The 17,840-nt window shown below is 39.1% G+C and carries 16 protein-coding genes; 14 read left to right on the forward strand and 2 right to left on the reverse strand.

Features of this window, described 5'->3' with window-relative positions:
• The first annotated feature begins 8 nt into the window (after positions 1-8).
• From VMW81_02745 to lipB, 14 genes are read left to right on the forward strand one after another with little or no spacing between them, the layout of a single operon-like run.
• Positions 9-1,604 carry a molybdopterin-dependent oxidoreductase gene (locus VMW81_02745; GenBank protein ID HUU49862.1) on the forward strand — a complete coding sequence of 532 codons (1,596 nt, stop codon included), beginning with the start codon at positions 9-11 and terminating at the stop codon, positions 1,602-1,604.
• Positions 1,605-1,614: 10 nt separating this feature from the next.
• Positions 1,615-2,697, forward strand: a complete 1,083-nt coding sequence (locus VMW81_02750; protein HUU49863.1) for a complex I subunit 1 family protein — start codon at positions 1,615-1,617, stop codon at positions 2,695-2,697.
• Positions 2,698-2,708: 11 nt separating this feature from the next.
• Complete coding sequence (locus tag VMW81_02755) at positions 2,709-3,224, forward strand: NADH-quinone oxidoreductase subunit I (GenBank protein HUU49864.1); 516 nt, start codon at positions 2,709-2,711, stop codon at positions 3,222-3,224.
• 8 nt (positions 3,225-3,232) lie between these two features.
• Positions 3,233-4,657, forward strand: a complete 1,425-nt coding sequence (locus VMW81_02760) for an aspartate ammonia-lyase (protein ID HUU49865.1) — start codon at positions 3,233-3,235, stop codon at positions 4,655-4,657.
• Positions 4,658-4,682: 25 nt separating this feature from the next.
• On the forward strand, positions 4,683-5,639 hold the full coding sequence (gene pdhA, locus VMW81_02765) for a pyruvate dehydrogenase (acetyl-transferring) E1 component subunit alpha (GenBank protein HUU49866.1): 957 nt from the start codon (positions 4,683-4,685) through the stop codon (positions 5,637-5,639).
• 11 nt (positions 5,640-5,650) lie between these two features.
• On the forward strand, positions 5,651-6,634 hold the full coding sequence (locus VMW81_02770; GenBank protein ID HUU49867.1) for a pyruvate dehydrogenase complex E1 component subunit beta: 984 nt from the start codon (positions 5,651-5,653) through the stop codon (positions 6,632-6,634).
• A gap of 12 nt (positions 6,635-6,646) precedes the next feature.
• Positions 6,647-7,927, forward strand: a complete 1,281-nt coding sequence (locus VMW81_02775) for a pyruvate dehydrogenase complex dihydrolipoamide acetyltransferase (protein HUU49868.1) — start codon at positions 6,647-6,649, stop codon at positions 7,925-7,927.
• 34 nt (positions 7,928-7,961) lie between these two features.
• A complete protein-coding gene (lpdA, locus tag VMW81_02780; protein ID HUU49869.1) occupies positions 7,962-9,353 on the forward strand; it encodes a dihydrolipoyl dehydrogenase in 1,392 nt (463 codons plus the stop codon).
• Positions 9,354-9,388: 35 nt separating this feature from the next.
• Positions 9,389-10,651 carry a dihydrolipoyllysine-residue succinyltransferase gene (sucB, locus tag VMW81_02785; GenBank protein ID HUU49870.1) on the forward strand — a complete coding sequence of 421 codons (1,263 nt, stop codon included), beginning with the start codon at positions 9,389-9,391 and terminating at the stop codon, positions 10,649-10,651.
• A 29-nt stretch (positions 10,652-10,680) separates the two neighbouring features.
• Positions 10,681-11,673: an isocitrate/isopropylmalate dehydrogenase family protein gene (locus VMW81_02790; protein HUU49871.1), complete on the forward strand. Its 993-nt coding sequence runs from the start codon at positions 10,681-10,683 to the stop codon at positions 11,671-11,673.
• Positions 11,674-11,697: 24 nt separating this feature from the next.
• The gene (locus VMW81_02795) at positions 11,698-11,901 is read left to right on the forward strand and encodes a hypothetical protein (protein ID HUU49872.1); all 204 of its coding nucleotides are present in this window, start codon (positions 11,698-11,700) and stop codon (positions 11,899-11,901) included.
• A 23-nt stretch (positions 11,902-11,924) separates the two neighbouring features.
• Positions 11,925-12,881, forward strand: coding sequence for a thiamine pyrophosphate-dependent dehydrogenase E1 component subunit alpha (locus VMW81_02800; protein ID HUU49873.1), 957 nt, complete (start codon positions 11,925-11,927; stop codon positions 12,879-12,881).
• A gap of 22 nt (positions 12,882-12,903) precedes the next feature.
• Positions 12,904-13,884: an alpha-ketoacid dehydrogenase subunit beta gene (locus tag VMW81_02805; protein ID HUU49874.1), complete on the forward strand. Its 981-nt coding sequence runs from the start codon at positions 12,904-12,906 to the stop codon at positions 13,882-13,884.
• A 19-nt stretch (positions 13,885-13,903) separates the two neighbouring features.
• Positions 13,904-14,581, forward strand: coding sequence for a lipoyl(octanoyl) transferase LipB (gene lipB / locus VMW81_02810; protein HUU49875.1), 678 nt, complete (start codon positions 13,904-13,906; stop codon positions 14,579-14,581).
• Between the two features lie 30 nt (positions 14,582-14,611).
• Here the strand turns inward: lipB and VMW81_02815 are convergent, their stop codons facing one another.
• Positions 14,612-17,296 carry an AMP-binding protein gene (locus tag VMW81_02815; protein ID HUU49876.1) on the reverse strand — a complete coding sequence of 895 codons (2,685 nt, stop codon included), beginning with the start codon at positions 17,294-17,296 and terminating at the stop codon, positions 14,612-14,614.
• Between the two features lie 71 nt (positions 17,297-17,367).
• The coding region (locus VMW81_02820) for a glycosyltransferase family 2 protein (GenBank protein ID HUU49877.1) at positions 17,368-17,840 on the reverse strand (473 nt) is incomplete at its 5' end.

Genomic DNA, 17,840 nt, shown 5'->3' on the forward strand with positions numbered 1-17,840 from the left:
GTGTAATCATGCATACGCTGACCATTGATGGCAAAGAGATGAGGGTGGAAAGAGGAACCACTATTTTAGAAGCAGCAAAGAAAATAGGAATTGAGATACCCCATTACTGCTATCACCCGGGTCTCAGCATAGCAGGCAATTGCAGGATGTGCCTGGTAGAGATTGAAGGGGTACCAAAACTTCAGATATCATGCTATACCCTTGTTTCAGATGGTATTAAAGTTCATACAAGGAGTGAAAGGGTTATAAAGGCACGACAAGCAATCCTTGAATTTTTACTCATCAACCATCCCCTGGATTGCCCTGTCTGTGATCAGGCAGGAGAATGCTATTTGCAGATATATTATATGAGACATGGTTTATACAATAGTACCTTTCTCGAAGATAAGGTAAAAAAGCGCAAAGCTGTTGTCATTGGTCCAACAGTCATCTTGGATTCTGAGAGATGTGTTTTGTGCGGTCGATGTGTGAGATTCTGTGATGAAGTCTCCAAAAGCTCTGAATTGGGAATATTCAACAGGGGAGATCATTCAGAGATATCAACCTTTCCGAAAAAAGAGTTGAATAACAAATATTCTGGGAACGTTGTGGACATCTGCCCCGTTGGTGCACTTACGGATAGAGATTTTAGGTTTAAATGCAGAGTCTGGTATCTAAAGGAGAAGCCCTCGATATGTCCTGGGTGCAGCAATGGCTGTAATGTCTGGATTCACTATAATGTAGACCGAACTTGTAAGGCCGAAGGAAAGAGGGTGATGCGAATCAAACCTCGGTTTAATGAGGAGGTCAACAAATGGTGGATTTGCGATGAAGGGAGATATGGTTATAAATTTGTTGATGATAACAGGATAGAAAAACCTTATATCCGACAACAGGGGAAGTTAATCCCGGTTTCATGGGATATGGCTATTGAAAGAATTGCAGGTTTGCTTAAAAAATATCCTCCCGAGAGCATAGGTATTGTTCCATCCCCCCAATGTACAAATGAAGATAATTTCGTTTTAAAAAAATTATTTTCTGAACATTTGGGTATTAAAAATATCGATTATAGGGTGCCATCTCAACTCAACGTTTATAGTGATGATTTTCTTATAAGGGAGGATAAGAATCCAAACAGCAGAGGCTGTGAGGAATTAGGTTTATTCCCAAAAGATAAAGGGCTGGAACTTAAAGATATGTTAAGAGAAGCAGAGAATAAAGAAATAAAGATTCTTTATCTCATGAACCATGATTTAGTAAAAAAGATGGGAAGGGAAGAGGTGGCTTTAGCATTGAGTTCTGTAGATTCTTTGATTTTTCAAGGGACTAATTTTAACGAGACAGTGGAGTTTGCCGATTTTCTATTGCCCAGTTCAACCTTTGCTGAAAAGGACGGAACTTTTATTAATCAGAGTGGAAGGGTTCAGAAGATAAATAAAGCCTTGGAACCCCTTGGAGATTCCCTCTCTGAATGGAAAATCTTTGTGAAGATAGCAAGAGAGTTGGGAATACCTGTGGAATATGGTGGTCCCGAAGAGATATTTTTTGATATCACAAAAGAAATATCCTCATTTGTGGGTTTAAGCTACTCCTTGATTGGTGATGAGGGAATAAATCTATATTGAGGTTAATTTTATGTTTATTGAACTATTTCTCGCTAGCTTAAAAATAATATTTATCCTGTTCATTGTATTGAGTATTGCTGGTCTTCTCGGTTGGGTGGAAAGAAAGCAGAGTGCTGTGATGCAGGATCGAATAGGCGCTAACAGAGCAGATATCTTTGGATTCAGGGTAATAGGCCTTTTCCATCCATTGGCTGATGCTATAAAGTTAATAACAAAAGAGGATTTTATACCTCCATTTGCTGACAAAGGTCTCCATACCCTAGCACCATTCATGACTTTATTTTTCTCACTCGTGGCTTTTGCTGTTTTGCCTTTTGGGAGCGAGCTTTACATAAAAGGTCGGGGAATACCCTTACAGATAGTTAATCTGGATATAGGAATTTTATATATATTTGCCATGATGTCTCTGGTTGTCTTTGGGGTGTTAATTGCAGGAACAGCATCAAAGAATAATTATGCGTTTCTTGGTGGAATAAGGGCTGCATCTCAGATGATATCATACGAGATTATTTTGGGTTCATCCATTATGGGTATTATTATGGCCTATGGTTCCCTTAATCTGATGGAGATTGTTGAGAAGCAGGGAGACCTCTTATGGGGAATGATTCCCAAATGGGGCATTCTCTTACAGCCCCTAGGTTTTCTCTTGTTTATGACTGCTGTTATAGCAGAGACAAAAAGAATACCTTTTGATCTTCCAGAAGGTGAATCAGAGATTATCGGATATCATATAGAGTATAGCGGGATGAAGTTTGGAATGTTTATGATGACAGATTTTGTTGAGACGATAATGGCTGCAGGAGTTTTGACCACCCTTTTTTTTGGTGGATGGCAGATACCTTTTCTCTTTAAAGAAGGATTTCTGTTCCCCATGGGAATTACTGTTAAGCTACCACATTTGATTGTCATATTATTACAGTTTTTATCGTTTTTGATAAAGGTGCTGTTCTTTTGTTGGGTTTTGATGCTTATTCGATGGACATTGCCTCGATTTCGCTATGATCAAGTCATGAGACTGGGTTGGAAGTTTATGCTGCCTCTATCATTGGCAAATATATTGATTACTGGAATAATAATTATATTATTTATTTAATAAGGAAAGTGATGAAGAACGATTCTCTTAGTTTTTGGGAAAGACTTTACATAAAAGAAGTCTTAAAGGGTTTAATTTTAACATCCAAGCATTTCTTTCAAAACATGAAAGTTCATATCCTTAATCTGTTTGGTGTTAAGACAGAAAGGAAGGGTGCGGTTACGATTCAATATCCTGAGGAGAAAAAATCGCTTTCAACAAGACATAGAAACTTACATCGCTTAACCGTTAGGGAAGACGATTCACCACGTTGTGTGGCGTGTATGATGTGTGAGACGATATGTCCTGCAAAATGTATATATATTGTTGCAGGAGAACACCCAGATCCCAGTATTGAGAAATATCCTGTAAGTTTCGATATCGATCTTGGCATATGTGTCTATTGTGGATTCTGCGTAGAGGCGTGTCCTGAGGATGCCATCAGGATGGATACAAGGATGTTAGAGATTGCATCGTACAGCAGGGAAGGGATGAAATATAACAAAGAGATGTTAATGGACCACAATAAATATTGTAAAAAAGATTGAGAAAAAAAATGGGCTTTAGAAAAGAACATGACAGCCTCGGAGAGAGGGAAATCCCAGAAGATGTCTATTATGGTATTCAGACCCAAAGGGCTTTGGAGAATTTTCCTGTTAGTGGAATCAAACCTCATCCCAATTTCATAAAGGCCTCTGTTATGATAAAGATTGCATCAGCAAAGACAAATACGGAATTAGGAGTTCTTGATAAAAAAATTGCAGATGCCATTGTTAAAGCTGGATGGGAGGTTATCGATGGGCAGTTTCAAGACCAGTTTGTCGTGGATGTCTTTCAGGCTGGTGCAGGCACCTCTCACCACATGAATGTCAATGAAGTTCTGGCAAATAGGGCTATTGAGCACTTGGGAGGAAAAAAGGGAGATTACAGTGTTGTCCATCCCAATGACCATGTCAATATGGGTCAGTCAACCAATGATGTTTTTCCCACAGCCATGAGAATATCAGTATTGATTTCGATTGAAGGATTAATCCCTGTTCTCAAAAAGCTGGAGGAGAGTTTCAGACAAAAGGGGATAGAGTTTGATTCGGTTATAAAGGCCGGCCGTACACATCTTCAGGATGCAGCACCAATAAGAATGGGGCAGGAATTCAAAGCCTATTCTTCAATCATTAACAAGGCAATCTCCAATATAGAAGAGGCATTGGAATCATTAAAAGAATTGAGTATAGGAGGGTCAGCCGTAGGAACAGGACTAAATACACTTCCTGAATATCAAAAAAGGCTCATACAAAAGCTCAGAGAGATGACATCATTTGATCTTGTTGAGTCAAAGGATATGATTGAGGGAATGCAGAGCATGGCTCCATTTGTTAAGCTTTCTGGGACATTAAGACTCCTTTCTATTGAGCTCACAAAGATCGCTAATGATATAAGGCTTTTGAGTTCAGGTCCAAAAACAGGTCTTGCAGAGATAAATCTTCCACCCCTACAGCCCGGTTCTTCTATTATGCCGGCAAAGGTTAATCCCGTTATGGCAGAAGTCTTGAATATGGTCTGTTTTCAGGTTATCGGGAATGATCTTACAATATCAATGGCTTCACAGGCTGGACAGCTGGAACTCAATGTGATGATGCCTGTTATCATCTATAATATTCTTTATTCAATTGATATCTTGGAGAATGTTTTAGATGTATTTACAGATAAATGTCTTGATGGAATAACAGCTAATGTAGAGAGATGCAAGAAATACGTAGAGGAAAGCATGGGTTTGGCTACAGCTCTTAACTACCATATCGGTTATGAAAAGGCTTCTGAGATTGCAAAGGAGGCCACTGCAAAGGGGAAAACGATCAGAGAGCTTTTGATTGAAAAAAATATTTTTTCGAAAGAAGAGATAGAAAAGATACTTGATATCCGTTCCATGACAGAACCTGGTATCCCTGGAAGGGATAAAGATAAATCTAAAGATAAGGATTAAATAACAAAAGGGGGTTTTATAAAACATGAAAGATGACGAACTCAAAGGCCTGCTTTATAAGATGATTTATTTAAGGAGATTCGAGGAGAAAGCAGGAGAGATGTATACGATGGGGAAATTCAGGGGTTTTTGCCATCTCTATATCGGTGAGGAAGCAGTGGCTGTAGGAGCCTTGTCAACAATCAGAGATGATGACTATGTCCTTGCTTCATACAGGGAACATGCCCACTGTTTGATTAAAGGGAGCGATGGAGGAAGGGTTATGGCTGAGCTTTTCGGAAAAGAGACCGGTGTTTCCAAAGGAAAAGGTGGATCCATGCATCTCTTTGATATCGAAAAGAACTTTTGGGGTGGACACGCCATTGTTGCTGGTCACCTTCCTCTGGCTACAGGTATGGGATTTGCCATCAAATACGAAGGAAAAGACCAGGTAGTTTTGTGTTTCTTTGGAGAAGGTTCTGTTAATCAGGGGACTTTTCATGAATCTTTAAACCTCGCTTCTGTCTGGAAGCTTCCTGTAATCTACTGTATTGAAAATAACAGATACGGTATGGGAACAGCAGTTGAAAGATCAACTTCATTGTATGATATCTGCCAGAAGGCCTGTGCGTATGACATACCCAATATCCATATTGATGGAATGGATGTTTTAAATGTTAAAAAGGCATTTGAAGAGGCGGTTAAAAGGGCAAGGGAAGAGAAAGCCCCCACTTTGATCGAGGCCGTAACATATCGGTTTCGGGGTCATTCTATGGCAGACCCTGCGCATTACAGAACAAAGGAAGAGCTTGAGGAGCAGAAGAAAAGGGATCCTGTAGAAGCCTTTAAAAAGAAGCTTATGCAAAAAAAGGTCATTTCAGAGAAAGATGTAAAGGATATTGAAAAGGAAATAGAGGAAAAGATAAATCAGGCAGTAGAGTTTGCAGATAAGAGTCCAGAGCCGCCTTTAGATTCTCTTTACGAAGATTTATATATTGAATAGAGGGGGATTCAATGGCTATTATAACTTTTAGAGAAGCAATCAATCAGGCACTAAAAGAAGAGATGCAAAGAGATGAGAAAGTCTTTTTAATGGGCGAAGAGGTCGGTTTTTATCATGGTGCCTATAAGGTAAGTCAGGGTCTTTTAGAAGAATTTGGAGAGAAAAGAGTTATCGATACCCCCATTACAGAAGCAGGCTTTACAGGGGTGGGAATCGGGGCAGCCATGCTGGGGCTGAGGCCTGTAATCGAGATGATGACATTCAATTTTTCTATACTGGCACTGGATCAGATTGTGAATAACGCTGCCAAACTTCGGTATATGTCAGGGGGACAGATAAAGATACCGATGGTTATAAGGGGGCCAAGCGGAGCGGCTCATCAGCTTGGAGCACAGCATTCTCAGGCTCTTGAGGCGTGGTATGCCCACGTGCCCGGATTAAAAGTGGTTATCCCCTCTACTCCAAAGGATGCCAAAGGACTTTTGAAGTCGGCTATTAGAGATGATAACCCTGTCATTTTTATGGAATCTGAGCTTATGTACGGACTTAAAGGTGAAGTTCCTGAGGAAGAATATACCATTCCCATCGGTAAAGGCGACATAAAGAGAGAGGGAAAAGATGTGACGATCATCGCCTATTCAAAGATGTTCCATCTCGCCATGCAGGCAGCTAGCGAACTTGAAAAAGAGGGGATTAATGCTGAGATCATTGATCCAATGACCATCAAGCCTCTGGATAAAGATATGATTTTTGAATCAATAAAGAAGACAAATCGATGTGTTATCGTTCAGGAGGGATGGAGATTTTGCGGCGTTGCCTCGGAGATATCAAGTTTAATCTATGAAGAAGTCCTTGACTATCTTGATGCTCCCGTATCAAGGGTTACAGGGGAGGAGGTTCCCATGCCCTTTGCGAGAAATTTAGAAGAAGCAGCTCTCCCCAGCAAGGAAAAGATTATAAAGGCAGTAAAAAGTGTTATGTACATTGATCAGTAATGGAGGAAAGAAATGGCCTTTAAAGTTCTGATGCCAAGATTAAGCGATACAATGGAAGAAGGCAAAATAATCAAGTGGGAAAAGAAAGAGGGAGATAGGGTCGAAAAAGGTGATGTGCTTGCAGAGGTGGAGACAGACAAAGCAAACCTTGAGATGGAGGCTTATTCATCAGGGATTCTAAGAAAGATAATTTTAAAAGAGGGTGTATCTGCACCAGTAGGAGACCTGATTGCTATTATAGGAGAGAAGGATGAGGATATTTCAGATATTGTGAAAGAGGGAAAAGAAAAACCAGCTAAGGAAGAAGAGAAGAAAGAAGAACCCAAAGAGAAGGAGCCGGAAAAAGCAGAAGCGGCACCAAAACCAACTGAGGAAGAAAAGAAAGAAGAAAAAGAAGAAATGAAAGAGAAAGAGAAAAAAGAAGAACCGAAAAAGGAAGAAAGAAAAAGGATTTTTATCTCTCCGTTAGCTAAAAAGATAGCAGAAGAAGGAGGCTTAGATATTTCAACAATAGAAGGAAGTGGTCCCGAAGGAAGGATTATCAAGAAAGACGTGTTAAGCACCATTTCAAAAGCGAAAGAGATAAAGCCAGAAATTAAAGAGAAAATTGAGGAATACAGAGAAGAACCTCTTTCTACAATAAGAAAGACAATTGCAAAGAGACTCACTTTGAGCAAAGGGCCTGTGCCGCATTTTTATGTGACTGCAGAAATTGATATGGAAAGAGCTATCTATTTTAGGAATTCATTGAAAACCTTGAAAAAAGAAATTCCTGTATCTTTTAATGATATTTTGATAAAGGCCTCAGCCATTGCGCTTGAGAAATTTCCACAAATAAATGCCTCATATAGGACAGATAAAATCATTTATTACAATGTTATTCATATAGGGATTGCCGTTGCCTTAGAAGATGGTCTGATAACACCAGTTATAAGAAATGTTGAGAAAAAAACTCTTTTTGAGGTTGCAAAAGAGAGCAAGGAACTCATAGAAAAAGCCAAGGAGAAGAAGCTGAAACCCGAGGAGTATACAGGTGCGACATTTACCATCTCTAATATGGGTATGTATGACGTTGAAAACTTTTCAGCTATCATCAATCCCCCAGAAGGCGCTATTCTTGCTGTTGGCTCAATCATCAAGAGACCAGTGGTGATTGAGGATAAAATAGAAATACGAAACAGGATGAAGGTAACGATTTCATGTGACCACCGTATTGTAGACGGTGTAGTGGCAGCTCAGTTTTTACAGGAACTCAAGATAGATTTAGAGAAGCCTATAGGAATCGTTTTATAAAAAATTTTTCAACAACAAAAAGGAGAATAATTACATGGAGAAATTTGACCTCATTATAATAGGTTCAGGTCCTGGGGGATATGTGGCTGCGATACGAGCTTCCCAGCTAGGGCTAAAGACAGCCGTGGTCGAAGAAGATAAATTAGGCGGTGTCTGTCTTAATTGGGGATGCATACCCACAAAGGCATTGATAAAAAACGCAGAGGTTTTGGATCTCTTTAAAAAAGGAAAGCAGTTTGGGATCTCTTATGATAATCTGAGCTTTGATTTTGGAAGCGCAGTTAAGAGAAGCAGAAAGGTAGCTCTTAAGCTCTCAAAAGGCGTAGAGTATCTCTTCAAGAAGAATAAGATAACACTTTTTCCAGGACATGCAACTCTAAACAGTTCAAATAGAGTAAAAGTAGAAAAAGACGGGAAGCTTGTAAATGAACTTGAGGCAAAAAATATAATTCTTGCTACAGGTTCAAGGCCAAAGTCTGTACCAGGTATAAAGATAGATGGTGAAAAGGTCATTACAAGTACAGAGGCGATGGTTTTAGAGGAGGTTCCCAAATCCTTAATTATCGTAGGGGCTGGGGCTATCGGTATTGAGTTTGCATATATCTACAATTCTTATGGTTCAGAGGTTACTGTAATAGAGATGCTAGAGAATATTCTTCCTATTGAAGATAAGGAAATAACTGAGCAACTGAGGTCTTCCTTCATAAAAAGAGGTGTAAAGATATATACAGGTTCAAAAGTTGCAGAGACGAGGATAGAAGGAAAGAATATTAAGCTTAAAATGTCTTCTAAGAAAGAGGTCAAAGATATTGTTGGAGAAAAGATACTGGTTGCTATTGGCAGGGATCCTAATATCGAAAATTTAGGCCTTGAAGATTTAAAAGTGGATACGGACAATGGTTTTATTAAGGTGAATAAAAATTATGAAACAAATATAAAGGGTCTTTTCGCGATTGGTGATGTTATCGGAGCTCCTCTTCTCGCACACGCAGCATCAGAGGAAGGAATTGCTGCTGTGGAATATATTGCTAAGGGAAAAGAGGCTGGTTTAGATCTTAACAATATGCCTAGCTGTACATATTGTCAACCCCAGGTTGCCAGTATAGGACTAACAGAGGATAAGGCAAGAGAGAAGGGTTTTGATATAGATATCGGAAGATTTCCCTTCAGGGCTAATGGGAAAGCCCAGGCACTTGAGGAAATGGAAGGGATGGTAAAGATCATCGTAGAGAAAAAATATGGAGAGATTTTAGGAGCACATATCCTTGGGTCAGAGGCAACAGAGATGATTGCTGAGATTGGAGTAGCAAAGAGGCTGGAGTCGACGGTTGAGGAGCTGGCTACCACGGTTCATGCCCATCCAACACTCTCAGAAGTTGTAGGAGAGGCATCTCTGGATGCTCTGGGCAGGGTAATTCATATTTAATTAATCTTATATAAAATCAAGGGTTATATTGATAAATGGAAACAAAGGTAATTTTACCCCAGTTGGGAGAGACAGTTGTTGAGGGGACAATCATAAAGTGGCTCAAAAAAGAGGGAGATTACATAAAGAAGGATGAGCCGCTTGTAGAAATATCGACGGATAAGGTTGATACCGAGATCCCTTCTCCAGTCAAAGGCAAGATTTCTAAACTTCTCGCAAAAGAAGGAGATACTGTTCAGGCAGGAGAAGATATAGCTGTTATTGTGGAAGATGAGGAAGGGGCTGAAAAAAAAGAGAAGAAGGGAGAGGAAAAAGGAAAGGAACCGGAAAAAGAAGAAAAGCCTACAGAGAAAGAAAAGAAAGAGAAAAAGGCAGAAAAGAAATCATCCCTGAAAGGCAAAGGAAAGAAGATCACCCCGGTAGTAGCAAAGATCTCATCTGAATTTAATATAGACATAAACAAAATAGAAGGAAGCGGTATCAATGGAAGGGTGACAAAAAAAGACATATTAAATTATCTGGAGCGTGAGGGGATCAAACAGAGAGAAATCACTAAGGAAGAACCATTAAAGGAAGTGAAGAAGGTAACAGAAGAGGTCAAAACAGAAGAAGAAGAAATTATTGAAATGTCAAGGGTAAGAAGAAGCATTGCAGAGCATATGGTAAAGAGCAAGCATACTTCTCCTCATGTTACAACAGTAGTTGAGGTTGACATGACAAGGATTGTGGGCTTCCGTGAAGAGAATAAAGAAAAGTTCCAATCGAAATATAATGTTCCCCTGACATTTACATCCATTATTGTGAAGGCGGTTGTAAATTCTCTAAAGAGATTTCCTAAAATCAATTCAACTCTTCAAGACAATAAGATTATTATAAAAAAATATTACAATATCGGTATTGCTACGGCAACAGAAGAAGGCCTGATTGTTCCGGTGATCAAAAGGGCTGAGAGGCTTGATATTAAGGATATGGCAAAAGAGATATTTAATCTGTCAGAGCGAGCGAGAGAGAAGAAACTTCCTCTCGATTCACTCCAAGGAGGGACGTTTACCATAACCAATCCTGGTGTTTTTGGGGCCATATTCTCAACACCTATCATTCATCAACCACAGGCAGCTATCCTCGGTGTCGAAGCTATTCGAAAGCTACCAGCGGTCATTGATGATGCTATTGCGATCCGATCTATGATGAATCTTTGCCTTTCTTATGACCATCGGGTTATTGATGGCATTGACGCAGGAAGGTTTTTACAGGATTTGAAAAAGGAGCTAGAAGAAGGATTAAAGCTTGAAGTTTAAAAACAGAAGAAGATTGAGAGAACAATAGGATGCATAAAATTACGTGGCTTCCTGGAGATGGCATAGGACCTGAGGTTACAGGCTCAACCATTAAGGTTATAAACGCTACGGGTGTAAAGATTGACTGGGAAAGAGTAGAAATAGGTGAAAAAGTCTTGGCCGAATCGGGAAAACCTTTGACAGATGATGTTTTTGATATTGTCAAAAAGAACAAGATTGCTATTAAAGGGCCCACAACCACTCCCATAGTATCTGGCCACTCAAGCGCCAATGTAGCATTAAGAAAGGGGCTCAACCTCTATGCATGTGTAAGACCCATTAAAAGTATATCGGGTATTCGTTCCCTTTATAAGGATTTAGACATTGTGGTTATAAGGGAAAACACAGAGGGTCTTTATACGGATAAGGAGCAGGAGATTGTACCGGGCGTAGTTGAGTGTCTGAAAATTGTTACAGAACAGGCATCAAGGAGAATTGCCAGATTCACCTTTGAGTATGCAAAAAAAGAGGGAAGAAAAAAGGTTACTGCGGTTCACAAGGCCAATATTATGAAGATGACCGATGGCCTTTTTTTAAGCTGTGTAAGGGAGATTTCAAAGGACTATCCTAAGATTCAATACGAAGAGGGTATTGTGGACAGTACATGTATGCAGTTGGTTACCAACCCTTATCAGTATGATGTCCTGGTCATGGGGAATCTCTACGGGGATATTATCTCTGACCTTTGTGCTGGCCTTATAGGTGGATTGGGGGTAGCTCCGGGTGCGAATTTTGGAGATGGATGTGCGATCTTTGAGTCGGTTCATGGAAGCGCTCCAGACATCGCGGGAAAAAACATAGCTAATCCTATCGCATCGATTCTTTCAGGAGCATTGATGTTAAGATATATAGGAGAAGATTCCGCTGCAAAAAGAATTGAAGATTCAGTTAGAAAGGTTGTTAAACAGGGAATGCTAACAAAAGATCTTGGGGGCAGTGCCACAACAGATGGACTCACCTCTGCAATAGAAAAAGAACTTTAAATTCTTTAAAAATCAGGAAAGGATATGAAAAAAGAAAGACAAAAGAGTGATAAAGAAGAAAAAGAGGTTTTATGTGTCAGGATCAAAAGACCTTTAAGTGTGAGAAAGCACAAAACTTGTCCCTACTGTTTTGGCAAGATATCTGACATAAAATCAAAAAAACACAAAAAATTTTGCGATTATAAAGAAGGAAAGGACAGCGTAGGTTTTGGCTTTCCATTTGATTGAACTCTTCATAGAGGAAGAAGCTTTTGGAGAAGGAAAGACTTCTTAAAAAGATGCATTACTGGCTCAAATTTATCAGAGCCTTTGAAGAAAGGATCTCCATACTCTACAGACAAGGGAAATTACTGGGAGGAGTCTATTCAGGCATGGGCCAGGAAGCTATTGTTGTCGGAACATGTATTGATCTTAAGAAGGAAGATTTTATCTTCCCGCTCCATAGAGACATAGGAGCTACTCTCGTAAAAGGGATTGAGCCGAAGATTCTTATGGCACAGCTATTAGGAAAGAAGACAGGCCTTTCAAAAGGAAAAGATTCCTATCTTCACGCTGGGGATATAGATCTTGGGGTTATTGGATCTACAAGTATGCTGGGCTCTTCCTTACCTGTTGCTGCAGGAGTCGGTCTCGCTTTCAAATTGAAGAAGAAGGATAATGTAGTTGTTGCATTTTTTGGAGAGGGGGCCAGTAACAGAGGTGACTTTCATGAAGCCCTGAATCTGGCAGGGGTCTGGAAACTCCCTGTTATTTTTGTTTGTGAGAACAACTTTTTTGCCTATTCCACACCAATAGAGGCGCAAATGGCAATTGAGGACGTCGCGGACAGGGCTTCGAGTTATGGCTTTTCAGGTGTTGTGTGTAGTGGTAATGACCTTATGGCGGTTTATAAGATAGCCAAAAAGGCTATAGATAAAGCAAGAGCAGGAGAAGGTCCAACTTTGATTGAGTGTAAAACCTATCGCTGGCATGGACACTCAGAACATGACGAAGCGTCTTACAGGGCAAAGGATGAATTTTTGGAGTGGAAGAGCAGAGACCCAATACCAAGATTTGAACTCTATCTGGAAGAATTGAAGATACTGGATAAGAAGCTCAAAGAGAGCATAGATAAGGATATAAGAGAGGAAATAGATCAAGCCGTAAAATTTGCTGAGGAAAGTCCTTTTCCAGAGGGAAAGGAGACGCTCGATGATATCTACAAGTAAAGAAAAATAAACGGAGGAAGGATTGAGCCAAATAACCTATTTAGAGGCCATTCGTTGTGCAATGAGAGAAGAGATGAAAAGAGATAAAAATGTCTTTTTGATGGGTGAAGATATTGGTATTTATGGAGGGGCTTTTCGTGCAACAGAGGGCTTGTATAAGGAATTTGGGAAAGAAAGGGTTATTGACACCCCTATATCCGAATCAGCAATTGTCGGAGCTGCTATAGGCGCATCTCTTCTTGGTATGAGACCTGTTGTGGAGATGCAGTTTGCCGACTTTATATCCTGTGCCTTTGACCAGATTGTCAATCAAGCTGCTACTATGAGATACAGACATGGTGGCAAGATTTCTGTTCCTATAGTGATACGAGGACCATCAGGCGCGGGGATTCACGGAGCGATATTTCACTCACAGAGCCCCGAGGCATGGTTTATCCATACGCCCGGTCTAAAGGTTGTTGTTCCATCCACTCCTTATGACGCAAAGGGACTTTTAAAGGCATCTATAAGGGATGATAACCCCGTGATTTATCTTGAACACAAATACCTCTACAGAAGAATTAAAGAAGAGGTGCCAAAAGAAGATTTTATAATCCCCTTGGGGAAGGGTGATATAAAGAGAAAGGGAGATGACATTACACTCATTACTTACGGGGCGATGGTGCACATAGCTCTTGAGGCATCAGATATTTTACAAAAAGCTGGCATAGAAACTGAAGTTATCGATTTAAGAACCCTCTCGCCTTTAGATAAAGAGATGATAAAAAAATCTGTTTCAAAGACCAGTAAAGTTTTAATACTTCAGGAGGACAAAAAGACTTTGGGTATTGCCAGTGAAATCTCTGCTTTTTTAGCTGAGGAATTTTTTGAAGAACTGGATGGCCCTATTATCAGAGTAACGAGCCCAGACACACATGTCCCTTTTAGCCCTCCATTGGAAGAGTTTTATCTGCCAGACGTTAAGAAGACTGTGGACGCCGTGAAGAAGCTTGCCGCTTATTAATCCATTAAACCTTTTGATTATGAAAAAGACATTGAACATATTAAATCTTGGATTTAATGAATACAGCAAAACCCTCGGCCTTCAAAGAAAACTAATGAAACTAAGGCAGAAAGGTTCGATTGAGGATCTTCTTATCCTTGTAGAGCATAATCATGTTTACACGCTCGGAAGGAGCGGAAAAGAATCCAACCTTCTTTTAGATAAGGAGTCCTTGAGGAAAAAAGGGATAGAGTTCTGGGAGATAGAAAGGGGAGGAGACATTACCTATCATGGTCCTGGTCAGATCGTCGGCTACCCTATTTTTGATTTAACTAATATTAAAAAAGATGTTCACCACTTTTTGAGAAATATTGAAGAGGTTTTGATTCGGGTCCTTAAAGAATATGGTATTGATGGAAAGAGGATAAAGGGAAAAACAGGGGTCTGGGTCAGAGGGGAGAAGATCGCATCTATTGGGGTAAAGATAAGCCGATGGATAACCTGGCATGGCTTTGCAATGAATGTCAATACAGACCTTTCCTACTTTGATGACATTATCCTTTGCGGTTTAAAAGATGCAAAGCCTACTTCTATGGAAAGATTACTTGGAAAAGAATTAGATATGGAGGAGGTTGAGAAGAAGATAGTGAATTATTCTGTTGTCATATTTGATTACTCAAATATTAAAAAACAAAAGCTAAAAGACCTTATTAGTTAAAATTTATTTTTTTGATACTAGCTTTTTTGGCTAACCTTGATAAGCTTCAAGCTCTTTCTTAAGGCTCAGAACCTCTTCTCTCAATCCTATGCTTATGGCCTCATAATCTTCAGCACTACTATTGATTTTTAATCCCTTCTCTTTGAGTTCCCCAAAAAGATAATACCGGCCGAAGATGACTTTTACAGGATAGGGTTTTGGAAACCATGAACCGCGCTTCAAAGCTTGATTTGTTCCACTGATATAGGCAGGAACAACTTTCACTCCTAATTCTTTTGCTAAGATAGCAGCACCTTTTTTAAATTCCTTAATCTCACCACTAATACTTCTTGCACCCTCGGGAAAGATACAGAGAATTTTTCCGTTTTTTAGCACAAAAGAGGATAATTGCATTGTTTCTACTAGATTCTTTGATGGGCTTAGAGGAATGACTTTTATTAGCTTAATTAAGTTCCTGATGACTGGAAGCTCAAAATATTCGCGAAAGCTTATAAAGAAGAAATGATATCTTAGAGACAAAGGTAGAGAACTGAAAAGGACAAATCCATCAAGATAACTTGTATGGTTAGGACAAATAATAATCGCATCCTTCAGAAGATTCTCTCTGCCGTAAACTTTTAGTCTAAAGAATAACTTAAAAGGAGGATCAAAAATTAGAGAAGCAAATAGCGTAAAGAACCATCCTGTTCTACTTACAATAATAGTGATTTTATCGAGTAAGTGTTGAGGAGGTTTTGAACTGATAATAGATTCCCACGAACGTTTTTCTACCTTCAGTTGTTTTTTGTCTTCTTGAGATTCCTCTTCAATATAATTTATCAGTTCAAAGACCGTCGATAATTTCATAAATTCCTCTTCCTTGGAATCAATAGTAAATTTTTCTTCTAATGTTGCCATTAGCTCTACTCTTCCCAAGGAGTCGATACCGAGATCGAGTTCTATATGGTCATTTAAGGATATGCCTCTCTCGCCCGTTTTCTTTAAGAGAATATCAATTACTTTTCTTCCCGTTTCAGATAAATTTTCTTCAATTAATGGTTTCTTTTTTTCAATTCCTTTCAGAAATCTCTCTTCATATATCTTCTTGACCTCATGTCTTTTTATTTTGCCTAAGCGTGTTTTTGGTAGTTCTTCATTGAGCAGAAAGAAACCTTTGATTCTCTTATGTGGCGAGAGCCTTTCTGAGAAATATTCCAAATCCCACTTTACTCTGCCTTGAATATTCGGCTCACCAATTTCTCTCAAATAAGTAAGATCCGGGACAATAACAGCAACTAATTTTTCTTGTTTAGAATCGGGCAGCACACAAATTTCTTTTACAGATGGCGCTTGCTGATAATATTTTTCCACTTCATCCGCAGAAATATTCTTTCCGGAACTTAGAACAATGATTTCTTTCAATCTTTCCTTTATAAAAAGATACCCTTCGCTATCCAGGTATCCGAGATCTCCGCTGTAAAACCACCCGTTTTTAATAGTTTCTTGGGTTTCTCTTTCGTTTTTGTAATAACCTTTCATGACATTGGAACCTTTAATCAGTATCTGACCAACCTCCTTCTCGTCTGGGTTCAGAATCTTTATATTAACATCAGGAAGTACTTTGCCTACAGAACCTATTTTGGGTCTTTTCGGCAAATTTATGCTCACAACTGGTGCTGTTTCAGTAAGGCCATAACCTTCGAGGATTTTGAATCCTAATTTAAAGTAACTCCTTGCAAGCTCCTCGTCTAATTTAGCCCCTCCTGAGACAAAATATCGAAACTTTGAACCCATAGCGGATCGGAATTTAGATAAAAGAGGTTTTGCTGGATTCATCCCCGTTCTTTCTGAAAACATCCATGAGAGATTTAAAATGAAACGAAAAAATATTCTAAAGAAAAGTGGAATCTTTTCGAGTTTTTTTTCAATTCCGCTGTAAAAGAGCTGAAGAACTTGAGGCGTAACAGCTAAGATGGTTATTTCTTCTTCCCTGAGACACTTTAGAATCACTTCCGGTTTAAGAGTCTTTATATAGGTAATCCTTGCTTGGGAAAAAAGAGGGACAATCAATGTTGCTATAAAAGGAAATGAATGGTGTAGGGGAAGGATAGAAAGGAAATTATCAGAAAGCCTGGCTATATTAAGCTTTGAAATACTTGAAAAGTTCGAGAAGAAATTTTTATGCGTAAGCATAACTCCTTTAGGAAGTCCAGTAGTGCCTGATGTAAAGATAATGGAAGCCAGATCTTCGGGTTCTATACGGGGCAAGCTTATATGACTTGATGGTGCTTTTAAAATTTCAGAAAAACCAATTGATTTCTCAAAAGAGTCATGTTTTTTATTGATGATAACAATCTTTTGTAAAAAATTAAGATCCTTAAAGTCTTCTAAGCACAGCTTTTCGGATGCAAATATGATCTTGGTTTGAGTTTGTTCTAAAAAATATTTGATTTCTTTGGTGCCCAGTTCAAAATCTAGAGGGATTGCGATGGCTCCGGAAAATAGAAGCCCAAAGTAACATATGCACCATTCCGGGCAGTTCTCTAAAGCAATAGCAATCCTATCCCCTTTTTGGATTCCCTGCATGCAAAGCCAGTTAGCAACCTTCAATGATGAATTGTAGATCTGTCCATAGGTTAGCTTATGAATCGTATCATCTTCTTTCATTACTATGGATACTCTATCAGAAGAGTCTTTGGCAATCTCTTCAAATTTAGCTGTTAAAGTTGAAATCATTAATCTATATTCCTTATTAATTTTTCTGCAATTCTAGTATTAAGTTTTAATTTCTTCCCCTTATTTTATTCTTATCTTGCATCCTTATAGTGTTTAGTAAGTTTTTCAGGTGATACTTTTAAAAAAATATACAAAATAGCTACTATCCAATCCCTCAGTGTTGTGTAAATGAGCCCCTCTTTTAACCACCTTCGTGGAGATGCCTTGATGGGTGTTCTTAGAAATACAATCTTTCCTATTTTTTTCAGTCTCCTTGATATTTCGATATCTTCCATAAGGGGTATATCAGCAAATCCGCCTATCTGCTCAAAGAGCTCTTTTCTTATAAAGAGGCCCTGATCGCCATAGGGGATCCTGGTTATCCGTGATCTCAGATTTGCAACCTTCTCTATAATTCTAAAACGAAATGAGGGATGTTCAATGTTTAAAAAGAATGCTCCTGCTGAAACTTGTTTATCATTAAGTCTTTCTCTTATTAGCTCAAACCCATCTTTTGGTAGGAGACAATCAGCATGAAGAAAAAGGAGTATGTTGCCATTGGCTT

Source organism: Nitrospinota bacterium, from assembly GCA_035528715.1.
GTDB lineage: Bacteria > JADFOP01 > JADFOP01 > DATKYB01 > DATKYB01 > DATKYB01.